Origin of the sequence: Haladaptatus sp. SPP-AMP-3 (genome assembly GCF_049568665.1) — an archaeon.
Taxonomy (GTDB): domain Archaea; phylum Halobacteriota; class Halobacteria; order Halobacteriales; family Haladaptataceae; genus Haladaptatus; species Haladaptatus paucihalophilus.
The window spans coordinates 2,811,441-2,836,306 of sequence record NZ_CP145897.1 but is presented as its reverse complement, the minus strand read 5'-3'; the positions used below and the strand labels follow the sequence as shown (position 1 = coordinate 2,836,306).

Genomic DNA, 24,866 nt, shown 5'->3' with positions numbered 1-24,866 from the left:
GGATTCCGAGAGATATCAAGATACCCGAATGGAAACGCTTGGAACAACACGATTCAGTACGGGAAGATGCGGAAGCCCTGCGGGAGGACGAACCCGAGAAGGAAGAACAACGTCGCCGCGATGGTCGCGCAGATGACGGCGTAGGGAATCTGCGTCCTGACGTGGACGAGGTGGTCGCTCCCGCTGGTCGAGGACGCCAGAACCGTCGTATCGCTGATGGGCGAACTGTGGTCGCCGAAGATGCCGCCGCTGAACACCGCGCCCATGACGAGCGGGAGGTTCGCGCCGGTGGTGAACGCGATGGGCATGGCGATGGGGAACATGATGCCGTAGGTGGACCACGAACTGCCGTCGGAAAAGCTCACCATGCTGGTGATGAGGAACAGCGAGACGGGCACGAACTCCGGCGGCACGCCGGAGAAGTTGTTCGTGACGAACGAGGAGATGTCGAGGATGGTCACGGCGTTCTGGATGGAACTGGCGAACATGAGGATGACCGCGGCGAGCAGGATGCCCTTGAACCCGCGCGTCATCGCCTCCGTCGCGTCCTTGTTGCTCGGAATGTCGCCCTTCGCACGGTAGAGGACGAACGCGACGACCAGCGCCGAGAAGGACGCAAGGCCGAGGCGAACTCCGCCGATGTTGAACGCCCACTTCCCGCCGTCCGGGAGCATGAGCCGATAGCCGCCGACGGAGAACAGCGTGGTCATCGACGGCGCGGTGAGGACGGGACTGCTCCGCCAGAACATCGCGCCGAGGCCGACGAGAATCATCGTGGCGATGGGGATTGCGAAGTTACGCCAGTCGGGCGTGGCCGTCTCGGCCATCTCGTACTCGTCCATCTCGCGGGATATCATCGGGTCGTGGTCGTCGGCGACGACGCCGCCGCCGTTGCGCGCCCGCGACTCCTCGCGGTCCATGCCCATGATGTTGGGAACGACCTGCCACGCGACCAGCGCGGCGACGATGAGCGCGACCCACGAGTAGAAGCCGAAGAAGATGCTGTTGAAAAAGAGCGGCCATATCTGGTTGGTCACCGCGTGGGCCGACTCACCCTGCCCGGCGACGTACTGACTCATGTCGGCGGGGAGTTTGTCCTGCTGTTGGGCCTGCACGAGCGCCTTCCCGATGAAGCCGATGAGCGCCGCGCCCCACGTCGAGTAGAACGCGAGTCGGGCGGCGGGGCTCCCGGCGGAATCGACGTAATAGGCGAGTTTCGCCCGCGAGACGTCGTACTTGTCCGTCAGCGGGCGCATCATCGACCCGACCACCAAGCAGTTGAAGTAGTCGTCGATGTGGATGATGATGCCCGCGAGGAACGCCGCCTTCTCGGCATCCGCCGCGGAGTCGGTTCGCGCCGTGAGCGCTTCGAGGACACCTCGGAGCGCCCCGGACCGAATCATCAGTCCTATCATCCCGCCGATGGCGAAGATGGCGAGCAGGACGTTCTCGACGTACCACGAGTCCGAAAAGAGCGGCGCGGTGGCGATTATCGTCGGGACGTGTTTCAGGCCGAAGACCCCGCCGAGGACCGTCCCCACGGGACTACCTATCATACTTCCCGGAACACCGGCGGAGGCGGGCTTTATCGCCCCGTAGACGACGCCAGCGCTGGCGATACCGCAGAAGAGACCGATTATCGCGTCGCGCGAATACCACGCGAGGCTGATGGCGACCAGCGCCGGAACCACCGACCAGACTCCGGCATGAATCGTTTCCATACCCTTGTTCCCGAGCAGTCGAACAAATGGGTTTTGGGCGATTGCGTGACGAACGAATATCGAAGAAAAACGTTCAATTCAGTGAACTCGCGCCAGGAACTGCCTCGCACGCTCGGTTTCGGGATGGGCGAAGAAGTCAGCTGGCGGTCCCGACTCCACGATGCGACCCTCGGACATGAGGACGACCCTATCGCCGACTTCGCGGGCGAATCCCATCTCGTGGGTGACGACGAGCATCGTCATTCCCTCCTCGGCGAGGTTGCGCATCACTTCGAGCACCTCGCCGACGAGTTCGGGGTCGAGCGCGCTCGTCACCTCGTCGAACAGCATGACGCTCGGGTCCATGGCCAGCGCGCGGGCGATGGCCACGCGCTGTTGTTGCCCGCCCGAAAGCTGGTTGGGATAGGAATCGGCTTGGTCCGAGAGACCAACGCGGTCCAACATCGCGGTCGCCCACTTCGTCGCCTCCGACTCCTCGAACCCCTTGACCACTTGGGGTCCGAGGGCGACGTTTTCGACCGCGGTCTTGTGCGGGAAGAGGTTGAAACTCTGGAACACCATCCCGATGTGCTGGCGCAGGTTGTTCACGTCCACGTCCGGGTCGGTTATCGACTCGCCCTCGATGCGAATCTCGCCGCCTTGAATCTCTTCGAGGCGGTTCGTACACCGCAACAGCGTCGATTTGCCGCTCCCGCTCGGGCCGACGACGACGACCACTTCTCCGTCCTCGACGGAGAGCGAGACGTCCTTCAGCACGTGCGTCTCGCCGAAGTACTTGTCAACGCTGTCGTACTCGACTTCGGGAACGTCGGGGACGCTCATCGTTCCGTCCCCCACATGGAGCGTTCCTCCATCGTTCGGACGAGTTTGCCGAGCGGCACCGTAATGACGAGGTAGGCGACGGACACCACGACGATGGGCGTCCACGCGTCGAACGTGGCGCTGTTCACGTTCCGGAAGACGCTGATGAGTTCGGGAATCGCCAGCACCGTCAGCAGCGACGTGTCCTTGACGAGGATAACGAGGTCGTTGCCGATGGCCGCGAGCGCGTTCCGCCACGCTTGGGGCAGGACGACGTAGCGCATCGAGTCGATGTACGACATCCCGAGCGAGCGCGCCGCCTCCGACTGCCCGCCGGAGACGGAGTTGATGCCGCCCTTGACCGCCTCGCCGATGTAGGCGGTGTGGTTCAGCGTCAACCCGATGATGGCCGCCGCGAAACTCCAGTTCTGGAGCGGGAACTGCCCCGGCGGCCAGAACGCCGGAACGCCGAGGTAGACGACGAACAGCTGGAACAGCAGTGGGGTTCCGCGGAAGAACTCCACGTACAGCGTCGCTATCCGCTGGGTGAACCCGGTTTGTGACACGCGACCCAAGCCGACCATCACGCCGAAGGTGAGCGACAGGACGCCCGAGATGAGGATTATCTGGAGGACGAGGAACAGCGCGTCGATGAACTGCGGGAGGATGGTCACCAGCAGTTGATAATCCACGAACTGCGTGAGAATCAACAGGAGGAAGAACGCGACGCCGAGCGAGAAGACGCCCGCGATGGCGATACCGAGCCACCTGACCCGCCGGTCGTTCAACCACCCCGTTTCCCCCTCCGTCGGTCGCTCGATACCCCGCTCGGTGTATGTCTCGGCCATGAGGGACTCCTGCGGCGCTTAGCCGCTGGTCGTGCCTCCCGGCGCCTGGAAGTACTTGTTGTACAGTTCGTCGTACGTACCATTGTCCCGGATGGTCGAGAGCGCGTCGTTGACCTGCTTTTTGAGTTGGTCGTCGTTCTTCCGGAAGGCGATGCCGTACTCCTCGACGGTGAGCGTGAGATACGGCGGCGCGTTTTCTTTCCCCTGTTCTTGGGCGGCACCCTTCCCCTTCAGGAACGTTACGTTGTCGTTCTGTTGGGCGAACTCGGCGTTGACCGTGTTGTCGTTGATGACGGCCGCGGCTTGGTTGTTCCCCAGCGCCGAGAACGCGCCCGGAATCTGGTCGTAGCTGTCGATTGTGAGGTCGCCGTTGAACTGCTTTTTCAGGTCCTGTGCGGCGGCCTCCCCCGTCGTCCCTTTCTGGACGGCGACCGTTTCGCCCTTCAAATCCTGCAGCGACGTTATGTCGCTGTTTTTCAGGATGAGGACGGTCTGATACGCCGTGAAGTACGGGTCGGAGAAATCGACCTGTTTCGACCGTTCCGGCGTGATGGTCATCGCGCTCATGATGACGCGGAAGTTCCCGTTGTTCAAACTCGGGATGATGGTGTCGAAGCTCGTCTGGACGAACTCGTAGTTGCGGTCGAGCTGGCCCTCGAAGACGGCGTTGGCGATGTCCACGTCGAAGCCGACGAGCTCGCCGGTCTTGGTCCGGTATTCGAACGGGCGATACGGGATGTCAGAACCGATTCTGATGGTGCCGTTGTTCTGTGCGCTCGCGTTTCCGGCGAACGTCAGCGCGGCGATAGCTCCACCGGTCCCCCTGAGAAAGCTCCGTCTGTGCATTGTAGTTCTCCCCGATACTACATAGTCAAACAGCCTATAGAAGGCTACTGTCGGTTACTAACACCGTTTCGATAAAAATTTCAGCGGTCGTCCGCTGGTCGTTCGTCGGCGAACCGTTGGTCGTTCGTCGGCGAACCGTTGGTCGTTTGCCAGCCGCCGGTTAGTCGTCCGACGGGTAGCCGCCGGGCGAATCCGTCGCGGGAGCCGTCGCCTGCTGGGGTTCCTCGTAGGCCCACAGCGTCGTCGCGAGGAGCGACGAGAAGATCACCATCGCGGCGGCGTGGTGGGCCGTCTGCACGAGCGGCCCGTAGATGAGCACCGTCGCGCCGCCGAGCAACACCTGCACCGGGAGGACGACCAGCGCGAGGGTCGCCGCGGCGCGGATTCGCGTGCTGTCGTAGTACTTCCACGCGCCGATGGTGGTGCCGAGGATGAAGAAGCCGGTCACCATGGCGACGAGTCGGTGGAACCACTCGATGAAGCTCGGAACCGTCTGCGGAATCAACCCGCCGTCACAGAACGGCCACTGTTGGCCGCACGAGAGTCCCGCACCCATCGCGGCGGTGTACACGCCGAGCAGGATGAGGATAAAGGTCAGTGCCGTCGTGAACGCGGCGAAGCGTCGAAATCGTGACCCCATCAGTTACGCACCTCGGATTGGTCGTCTCCTATCACAGTAATCCCCTTTCTCGGGTGTTAGAAAGCGGTGTACTTAGGTCTGTCCGACTTTCCCGGAGACTGGGAGCGGAGGGAGAAACCGACGGGAGAACGAGCGACGAAGCACGGGACGGGGTGCGGGAAAGACGAGGTGTCGGAATATCGGGAGGGAAAGACCGTTTCGATGGTGGGGAAAGGGCGGAAAGTCTCAGCCGGGACCGTACAGTGCTGTGACACCACCAGCGGGCGAAACTGGGTCGGCTCCTGAGCGTTTATGTAATTGAATAATAGGTTTTGCGGGAGAATAATGTCCGAGGCGAGACGACACCAAAAATGGAGCCAATCACTCGTTTAAAGGAGTGCGGACGCCATACGGCGAGTATGACGAAACGAGACCGTCTCGATGGCTTGCTCGCCGACCGTGACCTCGAATCCGTCTGGTTCGCGCACCCGAACTCGTTCGCGTGGCTCACGGGCGGAAACAACGTCGTGGACCGCGAGGGCGACATCGGCGTCGCGGCGGTCGGCTACGACGGCGACGGCTTCCGCGTCGTCACGGACTCCATCGAGGCGGCGCGGTTCCGCGAGGAGGAACTGCCCGACCACATCCCGGTCGCCGAGTACGAGTGGTACGAATCGTCGTTGGCCGAAGCGGTCGCCGACCGCGCGACGACGCCCGCCGCCGCGGATTTCGACGTGCTGGGATTCGAGTCGGTGGACGCCTCGCCGCTCCGGCAACCCCTCACGGACGAGGACGTGGACGCGTACCGGGAATTGGGTGCGGAGACGGCCGCCGCGGTCGAGGCCATCTGTCGGGAGTTGGACCCGACTGACACCGAGCGGGAAATCGCGTCGGCGGTTCGCGGCGCGCTTTCCGCGCGCGGCATCGAAACGCCCGTGGCGCTCGTCGGCGGGAGCGAACGGGCACAGCAGTACCGCCACTACACGCCGACCGAGGCGGAACTGGGCGACTACGCGCACGTCTCCGTGACAGCCGAGCGGCACGGGTTGCACGCGAGTTGTACACGAACCGTGGCGTTCGACGCTCCGGATTGGCTCGCGGAGCGACACCGGGCCGCCGCAATCGTGGAGACGACAGCGCTCGCGGCAACGCAGCAGGTAGCGGCTTTCGACGGGCAAGCCAAGGACGTGTTCGAGGCGATTCGAGCGGCCTACGAACACGTCGGCTACGCGGGCGAGTGGAAACACCACCATCAGGGCGGCGCGGCGGGCTACGCCGGACGCGAGTGGATCGCAACGCCAACGACGGACGACGAAATTCGGCTGCCGATGGCCTACGCGTGGAACCCGACCGTGCAGGGGGCAAAGAGCGAGGACACCGTGCTCATCGCCGAGGACGGGATGGAAATCCTCACCGAGACGGGGGACTGGCCCGATGAATCCGTGATGGCGTTCGACTACGAGGGCGCGCTCCCGCGCCCGGCGGTGCTCGAACTCTGAGTTCGACGAACGTCGAAGGTAAATTCGACGCATTGGGATACCTTTTTACAGGCGGGCGAAAACGTACCCGGCATGGGACTCGACGAGGATTCACTCGATTACCACCGGAGCGACCCGCCGGGAAAGATAGAGATATCGACGACGAAGCCGACGAACACGCAGCGCGACCTGAGTCTCGCCTACTCCCCCGGTGTCGCCGCCCCCTGTAACGAAATCGCCGACGACGCCGGAAAGGCGTACTCCTACACCGCGAAGGGGAACCTCGTCGCCGTCGTTTCGAACGGCAGTGCCGTCCTCGGCCTCGGGGACATCGGCGCACAGGCGTCGAAACCCGTGATGGAGGGGAAAGGCGTCCTCTTCAAGCGGTTCGCCGACATCGACGTGTTCGACATCGAACTCGATCAACAGGACCCAGACGACATCGTACGAACGGTGAGCGCGATGGAGCCAACCTTCGGCGGCGTCAATTTAGAGGACATCAAGGCGCCGGAGTGCTTCGAAATCGAAGAGCGCCTGCGTGAAGAGATGGACATCCCCGTCTTCCACGACGACCAACACGGCACCGCCATCATCAGCGGGGCCGCCCTCCTCAACGCGGCGGAACTCACCGAGAAGGACCTGAGCGATCTGGAAATCGTCTTCTCCGGCGCTGGCGCGAGCGCCATCGCCACCGCTCGCTTCTACGTCTCGCTCGGCGCGCGAAAGGAGAACATCACCATGTGCGACTCCTCGGGCATCATCACCGAACAGCGCGTGCGAAACGGCGAGGTCAACGAGTTCAAGACCGAGTTCGCCCGCGACGTTCCCGAGGGCGACCTCGCGGCCGCGATGGAAGGCGCGGACGTGTTCGTCGGCCTCTCCGTCGGCGGCATCGTCAGTCAGGACATGGTGCGGTCGATGGCCGACAATCCGTTCATCTTCGCCATGGCGAATCCGGACCCGGAAATCGACTACGAGGACGCGAAGGAGGCCCGCGACGACACGGTTATCGTGGCGACCGGGCGCTCGGACTACCCCAACATGGTCAACAACGTCCTCGGATTCCCGTTCATCTTCCGCGGTGCGCTCGACGTTCGTGCGAGCGACATCAACGAGGAGATGAAGGTCGCCGCCGCGCGCGCGCTGGCGAAACTCGCCAAGAAAGACGTGCCGGACGCCGTGGTCAAGGCCTACGGCGACCAACCGCTCCAGTTCGGCCCGGATTACATCATCCCGAAACCGCTCGACCCGCGCGTGCTGTTCGAGGTCGCGCCCGCCGTCGCCGACGCGGCGATGGAAACCGGCGTGGCCCGGAGCGAACTCGACACCGACGAGTACGTCGAGACGCTCGAAGCGCGGCTGGGCAAGTCCCGCGAAATGATGCGCGTCGTCCTGAACAAGGCCAAAAGCGACCCCAAGCGCGTCGCGCTTTCCGAAGGGACGGACCGGAAGATGATTCGCGCGGCCTACCAGATGCGCGAGGAGGGTATCGCCAACCCCGTCCTCATCGGCGACCGCGACGAAATCGAGACGAACGTCGTCGACCTCGGTCTCGATTTCGACCCCGACGTCGTGGACCCGAAGAACGGCGACCACGAGGGCTACGCCGACCGACTCTACGAACTGCGCGGACGCAAGGGTATCACCCGAAACGAGGCGGGCGAACTCATCGAGAAAGATTCGAACTACTTCGGCAGCGTGATGGTCGAACAGGGCGACGCGGACGCCATGCTGACGGGGCTGACCCACCACTACCCGTCGGCGCTCCGCCCGCCGCTCCAGGTCATCAGCACCGCGCCGGACGTGGACTACGCCGCCGGTGTCTACATGCTCACGTTCAAGAACCGCGTCGTCTTCTGCGCCGACGCGACGGTCAATCAGGCACCCGACGAGGACGTGCTGACCGAAGTGACCAAGCAGACCGCCAAACTCGCTCGGCGGTTCAACGTCGAACCGCGGGCCGCGCTCCTCTCGTATTCCAACTTCGGCAGCGTCGATAACGAGGGCACGCGCAAGCCGCGCAAGGCCTCCAAGATGCTCCGCGAGGACCCCGAAGTCGACTTCCCCGTCGACGGCGAGATGCAGGCCGACACGGCCGTCGTCGAGGAAATCCTCAACGGCACCTACGAGTTCTCGGAGTTGGACCAACCCGCGAACGTGCTCGTCTTCCCGAACCTCGAAGCGGGCAACATCGGCTACAAACTCCTCCAGCGACTCGGCGGCGCGGAGGCCATCGGCCCGATGCTCGTCGGCATGGACAAACCCGTCCACGTCCTCCAGCGCGGCGACGAGGTTAAAGACATCGTGAATCTGGCGGGCGTTGCGGTCGTTGACGCTCAGCAAGAATAATTTCCGCGAACGACGAGGCGCGGAGCGCCTCGGACGTGAGCGGCTCTTTTTTCGTGGAGGTTTTTTGCGCGAGTGGCACCCGCAACGCCGGAGGCGTGAGGACGCCCGAGCGGAAAAAAGGTCCAAACGACATCGTGAATCTGGCGGGCGTTGCGGTCGTTGACGCTCAGCAAGAATAATTTCCGCGAACGACGAGGCGCTGAGCGCCTCGGACGTGAGCGGCTCTTTTTCGGGGACGCGAATGCCATCGCGCCAGAACCATCCCTGTCCGTCGAAAACGACGGCTGGAAGTGTATTACTAAAACGAACTGAAAGATACTGTTTTCTACTAAATGATACTAACCACTTCTCCCTACCGCGGTCGGTCGCTGACGGATGGTTCGTAGGCCGTCGATTCCTCATCGACCGAGTACAACCGTTTCACCGGGACGACGGTGTGCATCTTCGCTACGCCGCCCTCGTGCCGTCGCCACTTCGTGGAGTCGTGGAGGGCGTACCGCTCGGGAGACCGGGCTTTCAGTTCGGCGACCAACTCCGCGAACCGCTCCCCGTCGAACCGCGCTTCGGGGATGAAATCGGTATCGACGACCAACGAATCCCGGCGCGGAACGCGGTCGAGTCTTCCCTCGCAAACGCGTTCGAACTCGGACGCCAACGACGGCAGGTCCGTGTCGAGGGGGAGTTTGACGTACGCCTGTCTGTAGTCCGGCCGATCCGTCTTGCGCTTCCAGTACCGCGAGAACCAATCGAGTATCCGCGTGCCCATTCGCGTGCCACCGTGATGTCCCACTCAAACGGGGATAGTAGGCGTTTCGCTGTCCGTATCTCCCGGATTCGTGAGTAATTCTAGTATCGGACCGAACGCGAATCGGCGGCTGAACGGGACCGGGACCCGAACCTCTCAGAAGTCGGAACGGAGTTCGAACGCGAACCCGACTCCGCCGACGAGGAGGCTCACGTACGCGACGGAACTGTAGGGGCGGCCCGAAACGAGGAAGTAGTGAGCGAAGACGGCGACGACGGCGGCGTAGAACCCCGCAGAGAGCGCCAGCAGGTGACGATCGTCGGTTATCGGTGTGCCCGTGTTCGCGTTCACGTCGGCCGCCGTCGAGTCCGACCGGCGCGTCGGCCAGTCGTCGTCCCACTCGTCCGCGTCGAGGGACGGCGGGTCGGCGAGCATCGACTTGCTACCCTTTTGACGTCCGGTGTCCCGGTTCGGGAGTAGCTTCCGAACCCAAACGGAACCGGGGTTCAGACTGTCGCGGAGGAGGACCAACCCGACGAGCAGGACGAGGTACGCCGGGAAGAAGGTGTAATTGCCGGACAGGAACGACTCCGAGGGGTCGTCCGCCGCGTAGTGGACGGTGACCCGTTTGCCCTCCGCGTACCGATTCACGAGCGCGGTGGCCTCCGCCTGCTCCCCGCCGGGAATTTTGCTCGACGAGTAGACGTTATCGTTCCGGTAGGTCGTCCCGGCGACCGAATAGCGGTAGTCGATGGTGGGATAGTACGACTTCGAATCGCCGAATATGCTGGGTTTCCCCGTCCGCTCCGAGTGGACGGCGGTCGAAACGACGGTTCCGTCCGCCGTCTCGTAGGTGGTGATCTTTCGGTGCTGGCTGTACAGCGAATAGCCACCATAGCCGATCAGTGCGAGCGCGAGCACGAAAGCGAGGACTCTCCGGCTTCGATTCGACGGCATGCGTCTCTGATTGAAATCATCCGCTTTGTTTGAATTATCTATCGGTTTTAGTGACTCGAAACCGAGTCGGCCGAAACCTGGTCAGCAGGCTACTCGACCGCGTTCGTCTGCCGGAAATCGACGTGCGGAAACGCGAATCCCGCCGTTCGTCTCACCCGCTCGCGTGTCTGTCGGCGCGGGACGGCGGCGGAATCTGCGGCTCGCTCGACTCCGGCGCGTCGGGAAGGAGACATCGCTCGGGTTCGCGGTTGACGTGCGCGTACTGCTCGGGTGCGTTCGCCAGCGGATGGGCGGGGTTCTGCTCGCTTCGAATCCGTGCGGCACGGAGTTCGCCGAATCCGGCGATTCTGGCCCGGATTCCCCGCCAGTGGTTTTTGCCCGCGAGCGGGACGGAGAACGGTTTCGGCGGTCGGCAATCCGTCCGGTTGTGGGCGAGGACGGCGTTGTTGACGTTGGCGGCCAGTTGGTCGTGGTCCACCAGCACGCCGACGCGTGCGTTTCTGGGCGCGCGGACGGCCAACACGTCGAGGCCGAGGTGGAGCGCCCGGTACTCGGCGACGTTGTTGTCGGGCACGTCACTGTCGGGGACGGAGAGACGGGCGACGCGCCTGCCGTCGCGCGTTTCGATGATTACGCCGAGTCCACCGGCGCCGGATTCCCGGTCGAACGACCCGTCGCTCGTGACGTAGAAATCACGGTGATGGGTGTGCGGTGGGTGGGCGATGTGTGGGGTGGGCGACTCATCGAACAGATCACGTAATGAGGGATGACGGCCGTGAACGGCCATATTTCCCGGTTCGGTATCGGGTCACATAAATCTGCGGTTAGGTTCGACAGAACCTGTCATGAGATAATGAATCACGGGCGATGTTGTCCCATACCACAGATATATATGCAATTACCCGCCATGTCAGGGTATGCCCGATGAGCGACTAAATCGGCGGACGTATTTGAAGTTTGCAGGAGGCGCAGCGGCGTCAGCGGCCCTGGCGGGCTGTACTGGCGGTGGGGACAACCAGAATCAGGATGGAACCGACGGTCAAACGTCCAGTACCGACAGCGGAGGGAACGGCGGCGGAAACACGACAGGAGACTTTCCCGCGACCATCACGCAAGGACAGATGCCGTCCACGCTCGACCCGCAGAACCACCGGGAGACGACCACGGATAACGTCGTCCTACAGGCCTACGAGGGCCTGCTCTCGCGCAACGCGGACGGGAAAATCATCAAGAAGCTGGCGACGAAGTACGAGCGGACCGGCGACAAGACGGTCAAATTCACCATCCGCGACGGCGTGAAGTTCCACAACGGCGACACGCTGACCGCGGAGGACGTGGCCTTCAGCGTCAACCGCATCGTGAAGTCCGGCGTCGGCGGGCTCGAAAGCCCGCAGAAAGACCAGTTGTCGGGCGTGACGGGTGCGAAAGCCATGGACGGCGCGGTGGAAGTCACGTCGGACGGGGTGAATCCCATCATCTTCGCCCTCTTCGCGTCCTACTGTGACATCATGCAGAAGTCGTGGGTCGAAAGCCACGACAAGAACTACGTCGCGAAGAACATGAACGGCACGGGGCCGTTCAAACTCAAGGACTACACGGAGGACGTGAAGGTCGTCTTCGAGCGCAACGAGGACTACTGGCAGGAACCGGCCTCGGTTTCGGAACTCACGTTCAACGCGGCGAAGGAGTCCAGCACGCGGGTGAACCAACTCGTCAACGGCGAGACGGACATCATCGTCAACGTGCCGCCGCAGGACGCGGGACGCGTGAAGGGGAACTCGAAATCCCGCCTCGCGGCGGTTCCGAGCACGCGCATCATCTACAACGCGATGCGCTACGACGTGAAACCGTTCGACAGTCCGAAGTTCAGGCAGGCGATGAACTACGCCATCGACCTCCAGAGCATCATCAAGAACGTGCTTTCGGGCTTCGCGGACCAGACCGGTCAGCCCACGTTGAAGGAGTTCACGGGGTACAATTCTAGTGTCGAACCGTACCCGGCGAACAAGAAGAAGGCGGAACGACTGGTCGAGGAGAGCGGCAACGCCGGAGCGACGATTACCCTTCACACGCCAGTCGGACGGTACCTGAAGGACCTAGAGATAGCGCAAGCGGTGGCCCAGCAGATAGACCAACTCAAGAACGTCAACTGTTCGGTTCAACAGCGAGACTTCAACGCGCTCGCGGGAGAGCTGACGGACGGGAAGATAAAGACGGGACCGCACTTCTACCTCATCGGTTGGGGGAACGCGACGTTCGACGCGAGCCAAACCATCATTCCGCTGCTCACGACCGACGGCGCGCTGACCTCCTACAGCAACGAGAAGGTGGACAAGCTGATGAAGGAGGCGCAGAACATGCCCGACGGCGACGAGCGCAACGGGAAACTGAAGGAGGTGAACAAGATTCTCCACGACCAAGCGCCGTGGATATTCCTCAACCAGCAGTACAGCGTGTACGGCGTCAGCCAACGCCTCAAGTGGAAGGCCCGTACGGACGAACGCATCGACGCATACGCTATCTCTCCAAAGTAGATGAACGCACTATCGATGGGGTGGTTATAGATGTCGATGGGACGATTTCTGCTCCGACGGAGCGTCCAGGGAATCTTCGTCATCTGGGGGGTCGTGACCGTGGTGTTTCTGCTCCGATTCGTCACGCCCGGGAATCCGATTACGGTCATCGCCCCTTTGGATGCCAGTCCGGCGCTGAAACATCGAATCGCGGTCGAACTCGGGCTGAACCAACCGCTCTACGTCCAGTACGGCGAGTACATCTGGAACCTGCTCCACGGGGACATGGGCTACTCGTTCATCTCGGGGACGCAAGCCAGCACGCGCATCTTCGCTCGCCTCCCGGCGACGGTCGAGTTGGCGGTCGCGTCGAGCATCGTCGCAATCGTGCTCTCGATTCCGCTGGGCGTCATCAGCGCGACGCGGCGACACGACCCGGTTGACTACGCCGCGACGACGTTCTCGCTCGCGGGAATCAGCACGCCGAACTTCTGGCTCGGCATCATGCTGGTGTTGCTCCTCGCGGTCGCGGGACCGTTCCCGACGAGCCATCGCGGTATCGGTTTCGTGCCCGCGGTGGAGATGCTGTTCTCGCAAGGAAGCGTGAGCGGACTCGTGACCTGGGCGAAACACATCTTCCTCCCAGCGATAACGCTGGGAACGTACTTCACCGCGCTCATCACGCGGCTCACCCGGAGCGGCATGCTCGACGAACTGGGCAAGACCTACATCAGAGCATCGCGGGCCAAAGGACTCCCGGAGACGCTGGTGCGGTACAAACACGCGCTCCGAAACACCCTCATTCCCGTCATCACCGTCCTCGGCTTGCAGTTGGGAACGCTCATCGGCGGTGCCGTCATCACCGAATCGGTGTTCGCGTGGCCGGGACTCGGGACGTTGGTCATCAACTCCATCAACGCCCGTGACTGGCCGCTGATTCAGGGGTCGCTCATCGTCATCGGCACCGGGTTCGTCCTCGTGAACATCTTCGTGGACTTCCTGTACGCGTACATCAACCCGCAGGTGGTCTACGAATGATTTCGCCGCGGACGCTCCGAAACCTCAAGCGGGAGTTCCGTCAGAGCCTCTTGGCGAAAATCGGCATCATCGTCGTCATCGCGGTGGTACTCGTCGCGGTGTTCGCCCCGGTTATCGCACCGCACAATCCGAACCGGCAGAACCTCGATAACTCGAAACTGCCGCCGCTCGGGTTCAGCAAGAAGACGACCCAAACGAGTTCGGAGATGGTCGACGGCGAGATACAGATAACCAACAACACGACGTACGTCAAGGCACAACCGTCGCATCCGCTCGGGACGGACCAACTCGGGCGCGATATGCTTTCGCGGGTGATTTACGGCGCGAGAACGTCGCTCCTCGTCGGTCTCTTCGGGACGGTGCTGGCGATGCTCATCGGCGTCACCGTCGGGTTGGTCGCGGGGTACTACGGCGAAATCGTGGACGACGCGTTGATGCGGAGCGCGGACATCATGCTGGCGTTCCCGTCGCTGGTGTTAGCGATAGCGCTGGTCGGCATGTTTAGACGGTCGGTGTTCACGATACCCGACCCGGTAGTCGCGGCCGGACTCGTCTCGGGGATGCCCGGTCAAATCGCGATTCCGGGGACGGTCGTCATCGTCGTCGCGCTCGTGAACTGGGTCTGGTTCGCCCGCGTCTCGCGCGGCGAGGCCCTAACCGTGGTCGGCGAGGAGTACGTCAAAGCCTCCCGCTCGGTCGGCGCGAAGGACTCCTTTATCCTTCGAAAGCACATCCTGCCGAACAGCGTGACGCCCATCATCGTGCTCGCCACCATCCAAATCGCGGCCATCATCCTCCTCGAAAGCTCGCTTTCGTACCTCGGATTCTCCGGGGTGAACCTCTCATGGGGATTCGACATCGCACAGGGGAAAGACTACCTCGCCACGTCGTGGTGGATTTCGACGGTTCCGGGGCTCGCCATCGTCATCACCGTCATCGGCATCAACCTCGTCGGTGACTGGTTGCGCGACGCGCTCGACCCCGGTATCGAGGGCGAAGGGGGTGGCGTATGAGCGACCTGCTTCGCGTGCGCGACCTCTCGACCCGCTTCTTCACGGAGAAGGGGCAGGTCAACGCCTGTGAGTCCATCAGCTTCGACGTGCGGGAGGAGGAAGTGTTCGGCGTGGTCGGCGAGTCCGGGTCGGGAAAGAGCGTCGCCGCGCTCTCCATCATCGACCTCGTGGAGTCGCCCGGCAAAATCACGTCGGGCGAGGTGTGGTACCGAAACGCCACGCTCGCCGAGGAAGTCGGGGACGACCGTCCCGAGGCGGTCGACGGCGAGTTCGTGGACATCCGTCGGCTGACGACGCGGGAGCGCCGCGCCTTGCGCGGACCGTCGTTCAGCATGATATTTCAGGACCCGATGAGCAGCCTGAACCCGTCGATACCCGTCGGCGAGCAGATAGCCGAAGCCGTCGAGGTGCAGCGGCGGGCGAGGTCGAACCCGCGTTCGACCCGCTCGCGGACGCAAGGGTACGGACTCGCGAGCCTCGTCGCGGGCACGGTGCTCCCCTCCCAAAGCTACGTCAGCGAACCGAGCCGCGCGAAGGCGATCGAACTGCTGGAGCAGGTCGGCATCCCAGACCCGGCGGACCGCGCCGACGAGTATCCCCACCAGTTCTCGGGCGGGATGCTCCAGCGGGCGATGATCGCCCAAGCGCTCGCCGGTGAACCGGACCTGCTCATCGCGGACGAGCCGACGACGGCGCTCGACGTGACGATTCAGGCCCAAATCCTCGACCTGCTCCGCGACTTGCAGGCCGACACTGGCATGAGCATCATGCTCATCACGCACAACCTCGGCGTCGTCGCGCGGATGTGTGACCGCGTCGGCGTGATGTACGCCGGTGAACTGGTCGAACGCGGCACCCTCGAAGACGTGTTCGACGCGCCGGTCCATCCGTACACGCAAGGATTGCTCGGGTCGCTTCCCGACTTGGAGGACCCGGCACCGCGTCTCCAACCCATCGAGGGGAACGTCCCCGACCTGCTGGATTCGGAGATGGGCGAGCGTTGTTACTTCGCCGACCGCTGTCCGAAGGCGATGGAGGAGTGTCTCTCCCATCCGTCGATGCACGACGCGGGCGGTAGCACCGAACACGAAGCGCGCTGCGTCCTCACCGAAACGGAGTTCGACGAGTCGCGCGCGCTCTCGTCGAACCACTTCGGAGAATCCCAAACGGAGGAGAAACGATGACCGACCATCTCGTTCGCGTCGAGGAACTGCAGAAGTACTACTTCGAACAGAACACCCTGACCGACCGAATCCTCGGTCGTGAGCCGAAGAGCGTGAAAGCCGTCGACGGAATCTCGTTCGCCATCGAAGAGGGCGAAACCCTCGGATTGGTCGGCGAGTCAGGGTGTGGCAAATCCACGACGGGGGAGACCCTGTTGAGCCTCCGCGACGCGACGGACGGGAAGGTCGTCTTCGACGGTCGGGACGTCTACGACATGGACGACCTGACGGAGTTCAGAAAGCGGGCGCAAGTCGTCTTTCAGGACCCGTTCTCCAGCCTCGACCCGCGGATGACGGCGGGCGAAATCATCCGCGAACCGCTGGACGTTCACGGCGTCGGGTCGCGCGAGGAACGCCGCGAGCGCGTCGAAGAACTCATGGAACGCGTCGGGTTGTCGGCGGAGCAGATAGACCGCTACCCCCACGAGTTCTCGGGGGGCCAGCGCCAGCGCATCGGCATCGCCCGCGCGTTGGCGCTGGAACCGGACTTCATCGTGCTGGACGAACCCGTCTCGGCGCTGGACGTGTCCGTGCAGGCGCAGGTGTTGAACCTCCTGCAGGACCTCCAGAACGAACTCGGCCTGACGTACTTGTTCATCGCCCACGACCTCTCGGTGGTTCGGCACATCTCCGACCGCGTGGCGGTGATGTACCTCGGCGAAATCGTCGAACTCGGGCCGGTGGACGAGATATTCACCGACCCGCAACACCCTTACACGAAGGCCCTGCTGGAGAGCGTGCCGCGCGCCGATACGAGCGAGCAAGAGCGCGACATCCACACGCTCTCGGGCGACGTACCGTCGCCGCGCAATCCGCCGTCCGGGTGTCACTTCCGAACGCGGTGTCCGAACGTCATTCCCCCCGACGACATCGAGATTCCCCAATCCGCGTACCGCGAGGTGATGGATTACCGGGAACGGCTCGAATCGGGCGAACTCACCCTGAAGGGCGTTCGGGAGTTGGCCGCCGGTGCGGAGAAGAACCCCGAAGACGTAGACGACGAGGCTCTCGAAGCCGAGTTGTGGGACGAACTGTTCGACGACGAACTGGAGGGCGAAAACCGCGCGACCGTCTCCGAATCGTTCGACCGGTTCGTCGCGGGCGACCGTGACGGTGCCATCGCCGTGATGGCGGAACGCTTCGAGAGCATCTGTGAGCGCCGGACCCCGATGCTCCAGAACCGCGAACACCCCGCGGCCTGCCACCTCTACGACCAACCGCCGGAGTCGGAGCGGGAGGCGGGACGGGAAGTGGAGCCGTCGGCGGACTGAGCGACCGGCCACGACGCCTATTTTTCGCGCGCCGGACGAGTGGCTCTAGACGAAGACTTATAAGCAAAGGAGCACTACTGTATGAACCCCAATGGTCGCCCGTGAGTACGATTTTTGGCTGCTCGATTTGGACGGGACACTCATCGACATCGACCCGTCGTACGTTCGCTCGGTGTTCGAGCGGGTGAGTGACCGCCTCGGCTACGAGTTTACGGACTACGAATCCGAAATCATCTGGCACGGTCTCGGCGGGTCGCGCGACGCCCAACTCCGACGGTGGGGCCTCGACCCGGTGGAGTTCTGGGAGGCGTTCCACTCCATCGAGGACCCGGAGGTTCGTGCCGAAAACACCTTCCTCTACGACGACGCCGCGTTCGTCGCCGACCTCGACTGCCCGGTCGGACTGGTGACTCACTGTCAGCAGTTCCTCACCGACCCGGTGCTCGACGGACTCGACATCCGCGACTGGTTCGATACCGTCGTCTGCTGTGACGAACAACTGGGCTGGAAACCCAATCCCGAACCGGTCGAACACGCGATGGGGCGACTCGGCGTCAACGGCACCGACCGCGGCGTCCTCGCGGGCGACGGGTCGAGCGACATCGGCGCGGCGTGGAACGCGGGGTTGGATGCGGTCCACGTCGAGCGACACGACCCGACCCGTCGGAAACAGTGCGTCCTCGGCGACTACCGCGTGAACAGCTTCGACGAGCTATGGCCGAACGCCGGGCAGACCTTCGAGAACACCGACTAACGTCGAGTCGAGCGCCGCCGCCAGTTCCTCGACGCCTGCCTTTTCCCTGCGGTTCGGATTGACGAGGATGCGAACTCGTTCCTCGCCGAGCGGGACGAAATCGAGGTCGAGTTTGTCCGCCGTCGAGCGCAACCCGAGTCCGGCGTCCGCCTTCCCGGCGGCGACCTTTCTGGCCGGGCTTTCGTGGGCCTTCACCGTGAGTTCGAACCCGGAGATGGATTCGACGAGTTCGTGGCGCGTCGTTTCTCGCTCCTCGGCGAGGTCGGCGACGGCATTCCCGAGCGTGGTTCGAAGGCCTGAGTTCGTCCCGCGGTTGATGAACCGAACGTCGCGGTCCACGAGGTCGGCCAATCCCTCGATGTCGCTGGGGTTGTCGGCGAGAACGACGAGTCCCCACTCGCGGACGTAGGAGGCGAGTTCGGTGCCCGTGCTCGCGGACCGAGACTCCGCATCGCTCGCGTCGTCGCCGCTCGCGCGTTCGGCGGACCGTGGTTCCGCCTCCCCGGTCGCCACCGCGAAGTCGGGCACGCCGTTCCGGAGGCGACGCAACCCTTCCCGACTGCCGAGCGGGAGGTATCGCGGGGAGTCGAGCGAATCGAGCAGTCTGGAGAGGGTGGGGTCGTCCTCGCCGACGCCGAGGACGGACGGCGGGCGAACGTCCGGCGAGAACAGTCGCACGGAGACCTCCTCACCCTCCGCGAGATAGGCCGTGTCGGGATGCACCGTCACCACGCCGTCGGCCTCCACGAGGCTGGTCGTGGCTCCGCTGCCCTTGTCCACCGGGTAAGCGAGCGTGCGGCCGTGCTCGTCCTCGACCAGACCGGTCGGCATGAGTCGCATTCGGCCCTCGCCGTAGCGCTCCTCGGTCGCCATCCGAGCGTCGACGGTCGCGGTGGCGGGGGCGGGTAGTCCGGCCGCCTCGCGGATGGCGGGCGCGACGAAGGTCCGGAAGATTGTCAGCGCGGAGACGGGGTACCCCGGCAGGCCGACGTACGCGGAATCGGGGAACCGCCCGATGAGCATCGGCTTGCCGGGTTTGACGGCGACGCCGTGGAGCAGGAGTTCGCCGCGCGATTCGATGACGCGGTAGATGACGTCCACCGCGCTCGCGCTGGTCGAACCGGAGGAGAGAACGAGGTCGCACTCCTCAGAGGCCTCCAGTAGCAGGCGTTCCATCTCGTCGTAGTCGTCGCCAGCGTGGGGGTACAGGACGGGGTCGCCGCCCGCCTCTTCGACGGCGGCGGCGATGGTGTAGCTGTTCACGTCGTAGATTTGGCCCGCCTCGTCCGACAGCGGGTTGCCGGGGCGAACGAGTTCGTCGCCGGTCGAAATGATGCCGACGCGGGGCGTTCCGCGGACGAGCACCTCGTCCACGCCGAGGGCCGACAGCAGGCCGATTTCGCGGGCGGTGAGTTGCGTTCCGGGACCGAGTGCGCGCTGGCCCGCCGCGATGTCCGCCCCGGCTAGCATGGTGTGGTCGCCGGGTGCCACGGCGGTTCGGATTTCGACGCCCGCCCCATCGTCGCGGTCCACGTAGTCGGTCCGCTCGACCATCACCACCGCGTCCGCGCCGGGCGGCATCACGGCCCCGGTGGAAATCTCGACGGCTTCGCCCTCGCCCACTTCCACGTCGGGTTCAGTCCCGGCGTGAACGTCTCCGACGAGGTCGAGGACGGTGGGGTCGGCCTCGTCCGCTCCGAAGGTGTCCCGCGCTTTGACCGCGAAGCCGTCCATGCTCGCGCGGTCGAACCCCGGCACGTCGCGCTCCGCGTCGAACCGCTCGGTCAGCACGCGGCCGCGAGACTCCGTGAGCGCGACCGACTCCGGTTCGGGTGAGAGGTCGAGCGATGCAATCGCCTCGTGCGCTTTGCTCGGTTCGGCGAGGTCGCGGAACTCCTTGCGTTCACTCACGCGAATCCCCCCGCGGTGAGCGTGACGCTATCGGATGCGAGTCGTCCGGTCGAAGTCACGCGGACCACTCCCAGTTCGCCACGGCGACCGTCTCGCCCTCGGGAATCCCCTCGCGACCTTCGGGAACCTCGACCCAGCCGTCGGCCAGCGCGACGCTGGAGAGGACGCCGGACCCGCTGGCTCGCGTCGGGGTCGCGACCGGTTCGTCGCCCTCGCGGTCCAGCGTCACCCGGACGAACGACCGGACGCCGGGTTCGCTCCGAATCTTGCGTCCGAGGCGGGCGGCGGTCGTCGGGGAGTCCTCCAGCGGGAGGTGTCCGGCCCACTTCAGCGCGGGACGGAGGAACTGCATCGCGTTGATGATGCAGGCGACGGGATAGCCGGGAAGCATCACGACCGGCGTCCCTTCGACTGCGTCGCCGGAACCCGTCGAGTTCTGGCCGTCCGACGGGCCGTGCTCGACGATGCCGAGCGCGACGGGATGGCCCGGCTTCAGCGCGACGCCGTGGACGACGACGTCGCCGATGGAGGAAACGACTTCCGGGAGCAGGTCGCGCGCGCCCACGGAGGACCCCCCGGTCGTGACGACGATATCGTGGTCGAGGTTCGACTCGATGGCCTCGCGGAGTCGGTCCTCGTCGTCGGTCACGACGTCGTGGTAGGTCGCGCTGCCGCCCCACCGCTCGACCAGACGGGAGACGGTGAGGCCGTTCGTCTCGATGACTTCGCCCGGGTCCGGGTCGGCCTGCACCAGTTCCTCGCCGGTCGGAATCACGGCGACGCGCGGCCGGTCGTACACCGTGACCTCGCTCACGCCGACGGATTTCAGCATGCCGAGGTCCGACGGGCGAAGCCGATGTCCGGCCTCGTACAGCGATTGACCCGCCTCCACGTCCTCGCCGACGGGGGCGACGTTTTCGCCCTCCGCCACGGCGTCGAACACCTCGACCTCCTCGCCGAACTCGTCGATTTGCTCTATCATCACCACGGCGTCCGCGCCCTCCGGCACCTCGCTCCCGGTGTGCACTCGAACCGCCGCGCCGGGTGCCATTTCCTCCGCCGCGCGAAGGAGTTCGGGCGACCGGCCGCTGGCTCCGAAGGTGTCCCGCGCACGGACCGCGTAGCCGTCCATCGCCGCCCGCGAGTAGTGGGGGACGTTTCGCGGGGCGTCGACCGGTTCCGCGAGGACCCGTCCGTCCGCGTCGCGGAGCGGGACGGAATCGGTTCGGTCGTGACCGGCGACGACCTCGCGCAATCGGTCGCGGGCCGCCGACACGCGCGTCGTTTCCTTGAACCCGGATCGTTTTCTGTCCGGTTGATGGTCGCTCATATGAACCCGTTCGGGACGATGGGCAAAAAGGAAGCGGGGAACACTTATCGTTCCGTAGACAGCATCGTCCCGCATGGCCCTCCTTAACCACCCGTTCGCCCTCGCCCTCGCCGGTGTCGCCGTCGTTCTCGGCTGTGTGATGATCTGGTACGGCGGACGCGAACTCGTGCTCGCGTATCGTATCCTCACCAACGACCCGAGCGACGTGATGTCGCTGGGAGACGGCGGCCCGGTCGAGGTCGAAGGGACCGCCCAGCCCGAACGAGGGACCGTCACGTCGCCGTTCACCGGGACGGAGTGTCTCGCCTACGAGTACGTCGTGAAAGAGGAGCGCAACTCGAACAACGGCCGCCACTGGGAGACCATCGACTCGGGGCGGACTCACACGCCCTTCCGCATCGAGGACGAGACGGCGAGCGCGCTCGTCGACCCGCGCGCGGCCGACTTTCGCTTCAGCGCCGAACGCTCCATCGACGTTCGCGGCGGAACGCGGCCGCCCGAACGGGTCGTGGAGTTCATCCGAGGAAACGACGACGTGGACTCCGAGGAACGAAGCCTCGACCTAAAGGTGGTCGAATTGAACACGGGAAAGGACCGCAAATACATCGAACGGCGGCTCGACCCCGGCGAGTCGGTTCACATCCTCGGCGAGGCGAGCTACGACGCGAGCGCCGGACACGACGCGGGCGAGGTGAACGTCGTCATCGGCCACGGGGAGGATACGCGGTTCCTCGTTTCCGACACGGACGAACGCGGCGCGACGTTGCGCGTGGCGTGGAAGGGACTTCCGTTCGTGGTCGCCGGAGTCCTGTTTTTCGCCATCGGCGCGTTCGTGCTCGGATGGTAACACGACCGTCGATACCGTACCCTTTTTCGGTCCTGCCTCCTAACACGGAACTATGTCAGCGCTGCGCGATGCGTTGCGAGAACTCCCGGACGCCGTGTTCGCGGACCTGTTGGAGAACGATGAGGCGTATCTCCTCGTCCTCGATATGCCCGGCGTCACCGAGGAAACTATCGACATCGACGTGACGAATGGCCGCCTCCAGATAGAAGCGCGGCGCGAGAAGAACGTCCCCATGGAGTTCGACTACGTGAGCGAGGAGCGGCCGCTGTTCCTCGACGCCGAACTCCCGTTGCCGCCGGACGCGACCGGCGCGGGTGCGGAGGCCGCGGTGGGCCGCGGCGTCCTCGAAATCACGCTCCCCAAACAGTCGTCGGCTCCCGACGAGTCGGTGCCGGTCACGAGCCGCTAAGCGCGGGTGGTCACACTGGCATTCCTCCGCGCATACCGTCGGTTCGTCGTCGTCGCATGGCACTTCCTGCCGCTGCTGGTGAGCTACGCCCGCGACCGGAACCGATTCCTGTTTTTCGGGTCGTCCCGACGGGTGACCAGCGAGATGCGAATCGAGCGGGCGAACACGCTCCTCGAATCGCTGCTCACCCTCGGCCCGACGTTCATCAAACTCGGACAACTGCTCTCGACGCGCCCCGACATCCTCCCGCCGGAGTACGTGGACGAACTCTCGAAGCTTCAGGACGAAGTGCCGCCAGCGCCGTGGGCGGACGCAGAACAGGTCATCGAGGCCGAACTCGGCCCCGTCGAGGACCACTTCGACGAGTTCGATACCGAGGCGATAAGCGGCGCGAGTCTCGGGCAGGTGTACGCCGCGCAAATCGACGGCGAGCGCGTCGCCGTGAAGGTCAGACGCCCCGGCATCGAGGAGTTGGTCGAGGCGGACCTGCGTGTCATCCGCTGGTCGCTCCCGCTCCTCATGCGCTTTATCGGACAGGCGCGAGCCTTCTCGCTCGAAAACCTCGCCGACGAGTTCGGCCGCACGATTCGGGAGGAGATGGACTACGGCCGCGAGGCGTCGATGCTGACCGAAATCCGCGAGAACTTCGCTGACGACCCGGACATCGCAATTCCGCGCGTCATCACGAGTCGCTCCGGGTCCCGCGTCCTCACGATGGAGTACCTCGGCGGGACGAAAATAAACCGCGTCGACGAACTCGACGAGGAGGGACTCGACCGTCACGAACTCGCCGAGACGCTCCAGCGGGCGTACCTCCAGATGATAATTCAGGACGGCGTGTTCCACGCCGACCCCCATCCCGGCAACCTCGCCGTCACGGACGACGGCCGCATCATCTTCTACGACTTCGGCATGAGCGGCCGGGTGGACGAGTTCATCCAGCGCAAAATCGTGGACTTCTACATCGCGGTGGCGAACCAGGACATAGAGGGCATCCTCGACGCCCTCATCGAAATGGGGACCCTCAGCCCGGAGGCCGACCGGGTGACCATGGGGAAGGTGATGGAACTCGCCATCGAGGACGCCCGTGGCGAGGACATCGAAACCTACCGCGTCCAACAAATCGTCTCGCAAGTCGAGGACACGATTTACGAGTTCCCGCTCCGGTTGCCGTCGAACCTCGCGCTCGTCCTCCGCGTGGCGACGGTCGTGGAGGGGGTCTGTGTCACGCTCGACCCCGGCTTCGACTTCATCGCGGTGGCGACGGAGTACCTCACCGAGGAGGGCTACCGCGAGGAGTCCATCAAGAAATACGTCTCCGAGACGGGCGACCAACTGCAAGCGTCGGCCCAGTCGCTCGTTCGGACGCCGCCGAAACTGGAGCGGGCGCTGGACCGCATCGACCGCGACGACCTCTACGCCCGCGTCAGCATCGAGGACAACAACGACGTGTTCGACCTGCTGGCCAAACGCCTCATCTACGGCATCCTCCTCGCCTTCGGCGGGTTGACGACGGCGGTGCTGTACGCCGCGGAGCAGTTCCCCGCCGCCGCGGTGGCCGGAGTCATCTCGCTGTTCATCACCCTCCTGCTCTACCGCTCGTTCCGCAAGCGGCGCGGGATTCGGGCGACGCCGCAGTTCACGCGCCAGAACCTGCGGGAGCGAGGCGGGGAGTAGGACCTCGTTGACGCCGTTGCCGTCTTGCGGTTCGTCGTCCGTCACCCAATGTCAGCGAAATTCCAATATCCTTTTTCCACGGCGGGGACAGGTTGCAACTGTGACTACAACCGCCCATCCCTCCGCCACCAGCACCGAGAGCCACTGGTGGATACTCCTCCTCCCGAGTCTGCTGCTGTCGATTTCCGCCGCGCTCGGTCTGTCGGTTTCCGCGATTGCCTTCCGCCTCGAACCGTCGAGTACCCTCTCGTACCTCCCGCCGCTGGTCGGACTCGTTCTCGCTCTCGCGTACTTCACCGCCCCCGCCGTCGTCGCAGTCGGAATTCACTTCGACCGGCGGTACATCGCGTCGGTGTCAGAGTGGGAACCCCGATCCGAGTACACCCTCCTCGGCATGGCCATGTGGTTCGGTATCGGCATCCCGCTCGGTCTGCTGTACCTCTACCGCCGACACGAGTACGTCGGCGTACCCTGATTTCCGTCTCGACTCCTCGACTGCCCCATTCCGTAGCTTTT

22 protein-coding genes are annotated in these 24,866 nt (G+C 64.2%); 12 read left to right on the top strand and 10 right to left on the bottom strand.

Annotation, left to right across the window (positions count from 1 at the left end):
• Positions 1–53 precede the first annotated feature (53 nt).
• The 5 genes from V5735_RS15490 to V5735_RS15470 form a co-directional block, all read right to left on the bottom strand.
• Entirely contained in the window at positions 54–1,721 is a 1,668-nt protein-coding gene (locus tag V5735_RS15490) for a Na+/H+ antiporter NhaC family protein (protein ID WP_423744326.1), read from the bottom strand.
• Between the two features lie 78 nt (positions 1,722–1,799).
• The gene (locus V5735_RS15485) at positions 1,800–2,543 is read right to left on the bottom strand and encodes an amino acid ABC transporter ATP-binding protein (protein WP_423746037.1); all 744 of its coding nucleotides are present in this window, start codon (positions 2,541–2,543) and stop codon (positions 1,800–1,802) included.
• Positions 2,540–3,370 carry an amino acid ABC transporter permease gene (locus V5735_RS15480; protein WP_423744325.1) on the bottom strand — a complete coding sequence of 277 codons (831 nt, stop codon included), beginning with the start codon at positions 3,368–3,370 and terminating at the stop codon, positions 2,540–2,542. Before V5735_RS15480 ends, V5735_RS15485 begins: the two co-directional genes overlap by 4 nt.
• Before the next feature lie 18 nt (positions 3,371–3,388).
• Complete coding sequence (locus V5735_RS15475) at positions 3,389–4,216, bottom strand: transporter substrate-binding domain-containing protein (protein ID WP_423744324.1); 828 nt, start codon at positions 4,214–4,216, stop codon at positions 3,389–3,391.
• 160 nt (positions 4,217–4,376) lie between these two features.
• The gene (locus tag V5735_RS15470; protein ID WP_423744323.1) at positions 4,377–4,856 is read right to left on the bottom strand and encodes a COX15/CtaA family protein; all 480 of its coding nucleotides are present in this window, start codon (positions 4,854–4,856) and stop codon (positions 4,377–4,379) included.
• Positions 4,857–5,254: 398 nt separating this feature from the next.
• Between V5735_RS15470 and V5735_RS15465 the strand changes: the two genes are divergently transcribed.
• Both V5735_RS15465 and V5735_RS15460 read left to right on the top strand, forming a co-directional pair.
• Entirely contained in the window at positions 5,255–6,334 is a 1,080-nt protein-coding gene (locus V5735_RS15465) for a M24 family metallopeptidase (protein WP_423744322.1), read from the top strand.
• A gap of 72 nt (positions 6,335–6,406) precedes the next feature.
• Positions 6,407–8,662, top strand: a complete 2,256-nt coding sequence (locus V5735_RS15460; RefSeq protein WP_264781002.1) for an NADP-dependent malic enzyme — start codon at positions 6,407–6,409, stop codon at positions 8,660–8,662.
• A 352-nt stretch (positions 8,663–9,014) separates the two neighbouring features.
• On the opposite strand, the gene V5735_RS15455 is transcribed toward V5735_RS15460, so the two are convergent.
• The 3 genes from V5735_RS15455 to V5735_RS15445 all read right to left on the bottom strand — a co-directional run bounded on the left by V5735_RS15455 (position 9,015) and on the right by V5735_RS15445 (position 11,151).
• Complete coding sequence (locus tag V5735_RS15455; protein WP_007977894.1) at positions 9,015–9,428, bottom strand: hypothetical protein; 414 nt, start codon at positions 9,426–9,428, stop codon at positions 9,015–9,017.
• Between the two features lie 135 nt (positions 9,429–9,563).
• Positions 9,564–10,328: a DUF3592 domain-containing protein gene (locus tag V5735_RS15450; protein WP_423744321.1), complete on the bottom strand. Its 765-nt coding sequence runs from the start codon at positions 10,326–10,328 to the stop codon at positions 9,564–9,566.
• 187 nt (positions 10,329–10,515) lie between these two features.
• Entirely contained in the window at positions 10,516–11,151 is a 636-nt protein-coding gene (locus V5735_RS15445; protein WP_423744320.1) for a reverse transcriptase-like protein, read from the bottom strand.
• Positions 11,152–11,281: 130 nt separating this feature from the next.
• On the opposite strand from V5735_RS15445, the gene V5735_RS15440 reads away from it, so the two are divergent.
• From V5735_RS15440 to V5735_RS15415, 6 genes are all read left to right on the top strand, one after another.
• The gene (locus V5735_RS15440; RefSeq protein ID WP_423744319.1) at positions 11,282–12,898 is read left to right on the top strand and encodes an ABC transporter substrate-binding protein; all 1,617 of its coding nucleotides are present in this window, start codon (positions 11,282–11,284) and stop codon (positions 12,896–12,898) included.
• A 30-nt stretch (positions 12,899–12,928) separates the two neighbouring features.
• Positions 12,929–13,915 (top strand): ABC transporter permease, encoded by a 987-nt coding sequence (locus tag V5735_RS15435; RefSeq protein WP_423744318.1) that lies wholly within the window; start codon positions 12,929–12,931, stop codon positions 13,913–13,915.
• Positions 13,912–14,928, top strand: a complete 1,017-nt coding sequence (locus tag V5735_RS15430; RefSeq protein WP_423744317.1) for an ABC transporter permease — start codon at positions 13,912–13,914, stop codon at positions 14,926–14,928. The genes V5735_RS15435 and V5735_RS15430 overlap by 4 nt, the downstream gene beginning before the upstream one ends.
• Entirely contained in the window at positions 14,925–16,112 is a 1,188-nt protein-coding gene (locus tag V5735_RS15425; protein ID WP_423744316.1) for an ABC transporter ATP-binding protein, read from the top strand. Before V5735_RS15430 ends, V5735_RS15425 begins: the two co-directional genes overlap by 4 nt.
• Complete coding sequence (locus V5735_RS15420; protein ID WP_423744315.1) at positions 16,109–17,422, top strand: ABC transporter ATP-binding protein; 1,314 nt, start codon at positions 16,109–16,111, stop codon at positions 17,420–17,422. The genes V5735_RS15425 and V5735_RS15420 overlap by 4 nt, the downstream gene beginning before the upstream one ends.
• Positions 17,423–17,513: 91 nt before the next feature.
• Positions 17,514–18,176 carry an HAD family hydrolase gene (locus V5735_RS15415; protein ID WP_423744314.1) on the top strand — a complete coding sequence of 221 codons (663 nt, stop codon included), beginning with the start codon at positions 17,514–17,516 and terminating at the stop codon, positions 18,174–18,176.
• On the opposite strand, the gene V5735_RS15410 is transcribed toward V5735_RS15415, so the two are convergent.
• Entirely contained in the window at positions 18,135–20,087 is a 1,953-nt protein-coding gene (locus V5735_RS15410; protein ID WP_423744313.1) for a molybdopterin biosynthesis protein, read from the bottom strand. The two genes, V5735_RS15415 and V5735_RS15410, sit on opposite strands and share 42 nt — an antisense overlap.
• Before the next feature lie 55 nt (positions 20,088–20,142).
• Positions 20,143–21,417: a gephyrin-like molybdotransferase Glp gene (gene glp, locus V5735_RS15405; RefSeq protein WP_423744312.1), complete on the bottom strand. Its 1,275-nt coding sequence runs from the start codon at positions 21,415–21,417 to the stop codon at positions 20,143–20,145.
• Between the two features lie 73 nt (positions 21,418–21,490).
• On the opposite strand from glp, the gene V5735_RS15400 reads away from it, so the two are divergent.
• From V5735_RS15400 to V5735_RS15385, 4 genes are all read left to right on the top strand, one after another.
• Positions 21,491–22,264 (top strand): GIDE domain-containing protein, encoded by a 774-nt coding sequence (locus V5735_RS15400; protein ID WP_423744311.1) that lies wholly within the window; start codon positions 21,491–21,493, stop codon positions 22,262–22,264.
• Between the two features lie 52 nt (positions 22,265–22,316).
• Positions 22,317–22,673, top strand: coding sequence for an Hsp20/alpha crystallin family protein (locus tag V5735_RS15395; RefSeq protein ID WP_007977916.1), 357 nt, complete (start codon positions 22,317–22,319; stop codon positions 22,671–22,673).
• 6 nt (positions 22,674–22,679) lie between these two features.
• Positions 22,680–24,350 carry an ABC1 kinase family protein gene (locus V5735_RS15390; RefSeq protein WP_423744310.1) on the top strand — a complete coding sequence of 557 codons (1,671 nt, stop codon included), beginning with the start codon at positions 22,680–22,682 and terminating at the stop codon, positions 24,348–24,350.
• Between the two features lie 100 nt (positions 24,351–24,450).
• Positions 24,451–24,825 (top strand): hypothetical protein, encoded by a 375-nt coding sequence (locus V5735_RS15385; protein ID WP_423744309.1) that lies wholly within the window; start codon positions 24,451–24,453, stop codon positions 24,823–24,825.
• Positions 24,826–24,866: the final 41 nt, after the last annotated feature.

Coding starts and splice junctions, on each gene's coding strand:
- V5735_RS15490 (WP_423744326.1), bottom strand. CDS start 1,721: ATGGAAACGATTCATGCCGGAGTCTGGTCGGTGGTTCCGGCGCTGGTC.
- V5735_RS15485 (WP_423746037.1), bottom strand. CDS start 2,543: ATGAGCGTCCCCGACGTTCCCGAAGTCGAGTACGACAGCGTTGACAAG.
- V5735_RS15480 (WP_423744325.1), bottom strand. CDS start 3,370: ATGGCCGAGACATACACCGAGCGGGGTATCGAGCGACCGACGGAGGGG.
- V5735_RS15475 (WP_423744324.1), bottom strand. CDS start 4,216: ATGCACAGACGGAGCTTTCTCAGGGGGACCGGTGGAGCTATCGCCGCG.
- V5735_RS15470 (WP_423744323.1), bottom strand. CDS start 4,856: ATGGGGTCACGATTTCGACGCTTCGCCGCGTTCACGACGGCACTGACC.
- V5735_RS15465 (WP_423744322.1), top strand. CDS start 5,255: ATGACGAAACGAGACCGTCTCGATGGCTTGCTCGCCGACCGTGACCTC.
- V5735_RS15460 (WP_264781002.1), top strand. CDS start 6,407: ATGGGACTCGACGAGGATTCACTCGATTACCACCGGAGCGACCCGCCG.
- V5735_RS15455 (WP_007977894.1), bottom strand. CDS start 9,428: ATGGGCACGCGGATACTCGATTGGTTCTCGCGGTACTGGAAGCGCAAG.
- V5735_RS15445 (WP_423744320.1), bottom strand. CDS start 11,151: ATGGCCGTTCACGGCCGTCATCCCTCATTACGTGATCTGTTCGATGAG.
- V5735_RS15440 (WP_423744319.1), top strand. CDS start 11,282: ATGCCCGATGAGCGACTAAATCGGCGGACGTATTTGAAGTTTGCAGGA.
- V5735_RS15435 (WP_423744318.1), top strand. CDS start 12,929: ATGTCGATGGGACGATTTCTGCTCCGACGGAGCGTCCAGGGAATCTTC.
- V5735_RS15430 (WP_423744317.1), top strand. CDS start 13,912: ATGATTTCGCCGCGGACGCTCCGAAACCTCAAGCGGGAGTTCCGTCAG.
- V5735_RS15425 (WP_423744316.1), top strand. CDS start 14,925: ATGAGCGACCTGCTTCGCGTGCGCGACCTCTCGACCCGCTTCTTCACG.
- V5735_RS15420 (WP_423744315.1), top strand. CDS start 16,109: ATGACCGACCATCTCGTTCGCGTCGAGGAACTGCAGAAGTACTACTTC.
- V5735_RS15415 (WP_423744314.1), top strand. CDS start 17,514: ATGGTCGCCCGTGAGTACGATTTTTGGCTGCTCGATTTGGACGGGACA.
- glp (WP_423744312.1), bottom strand. CDS start 21,417: ATGAGCGACCATCAACCGGACAGAAAACGATCCGGGTTCAAGGAAACG.
- V5735_RS15400 (WP_423744311.1), top strand. CDS start 21,491: ATGGCCCTCCTTAACCACCCGTTCGCCCTCGCCCTCGCCGGTGTCGCC.
- V5735_RS15395 (WP_007977916.1), top strand. CDS start 22,317: ATGTCAGCGCTGCGCGATGCGTTGCGAGAACTCCCGGACGCCGTGTTC.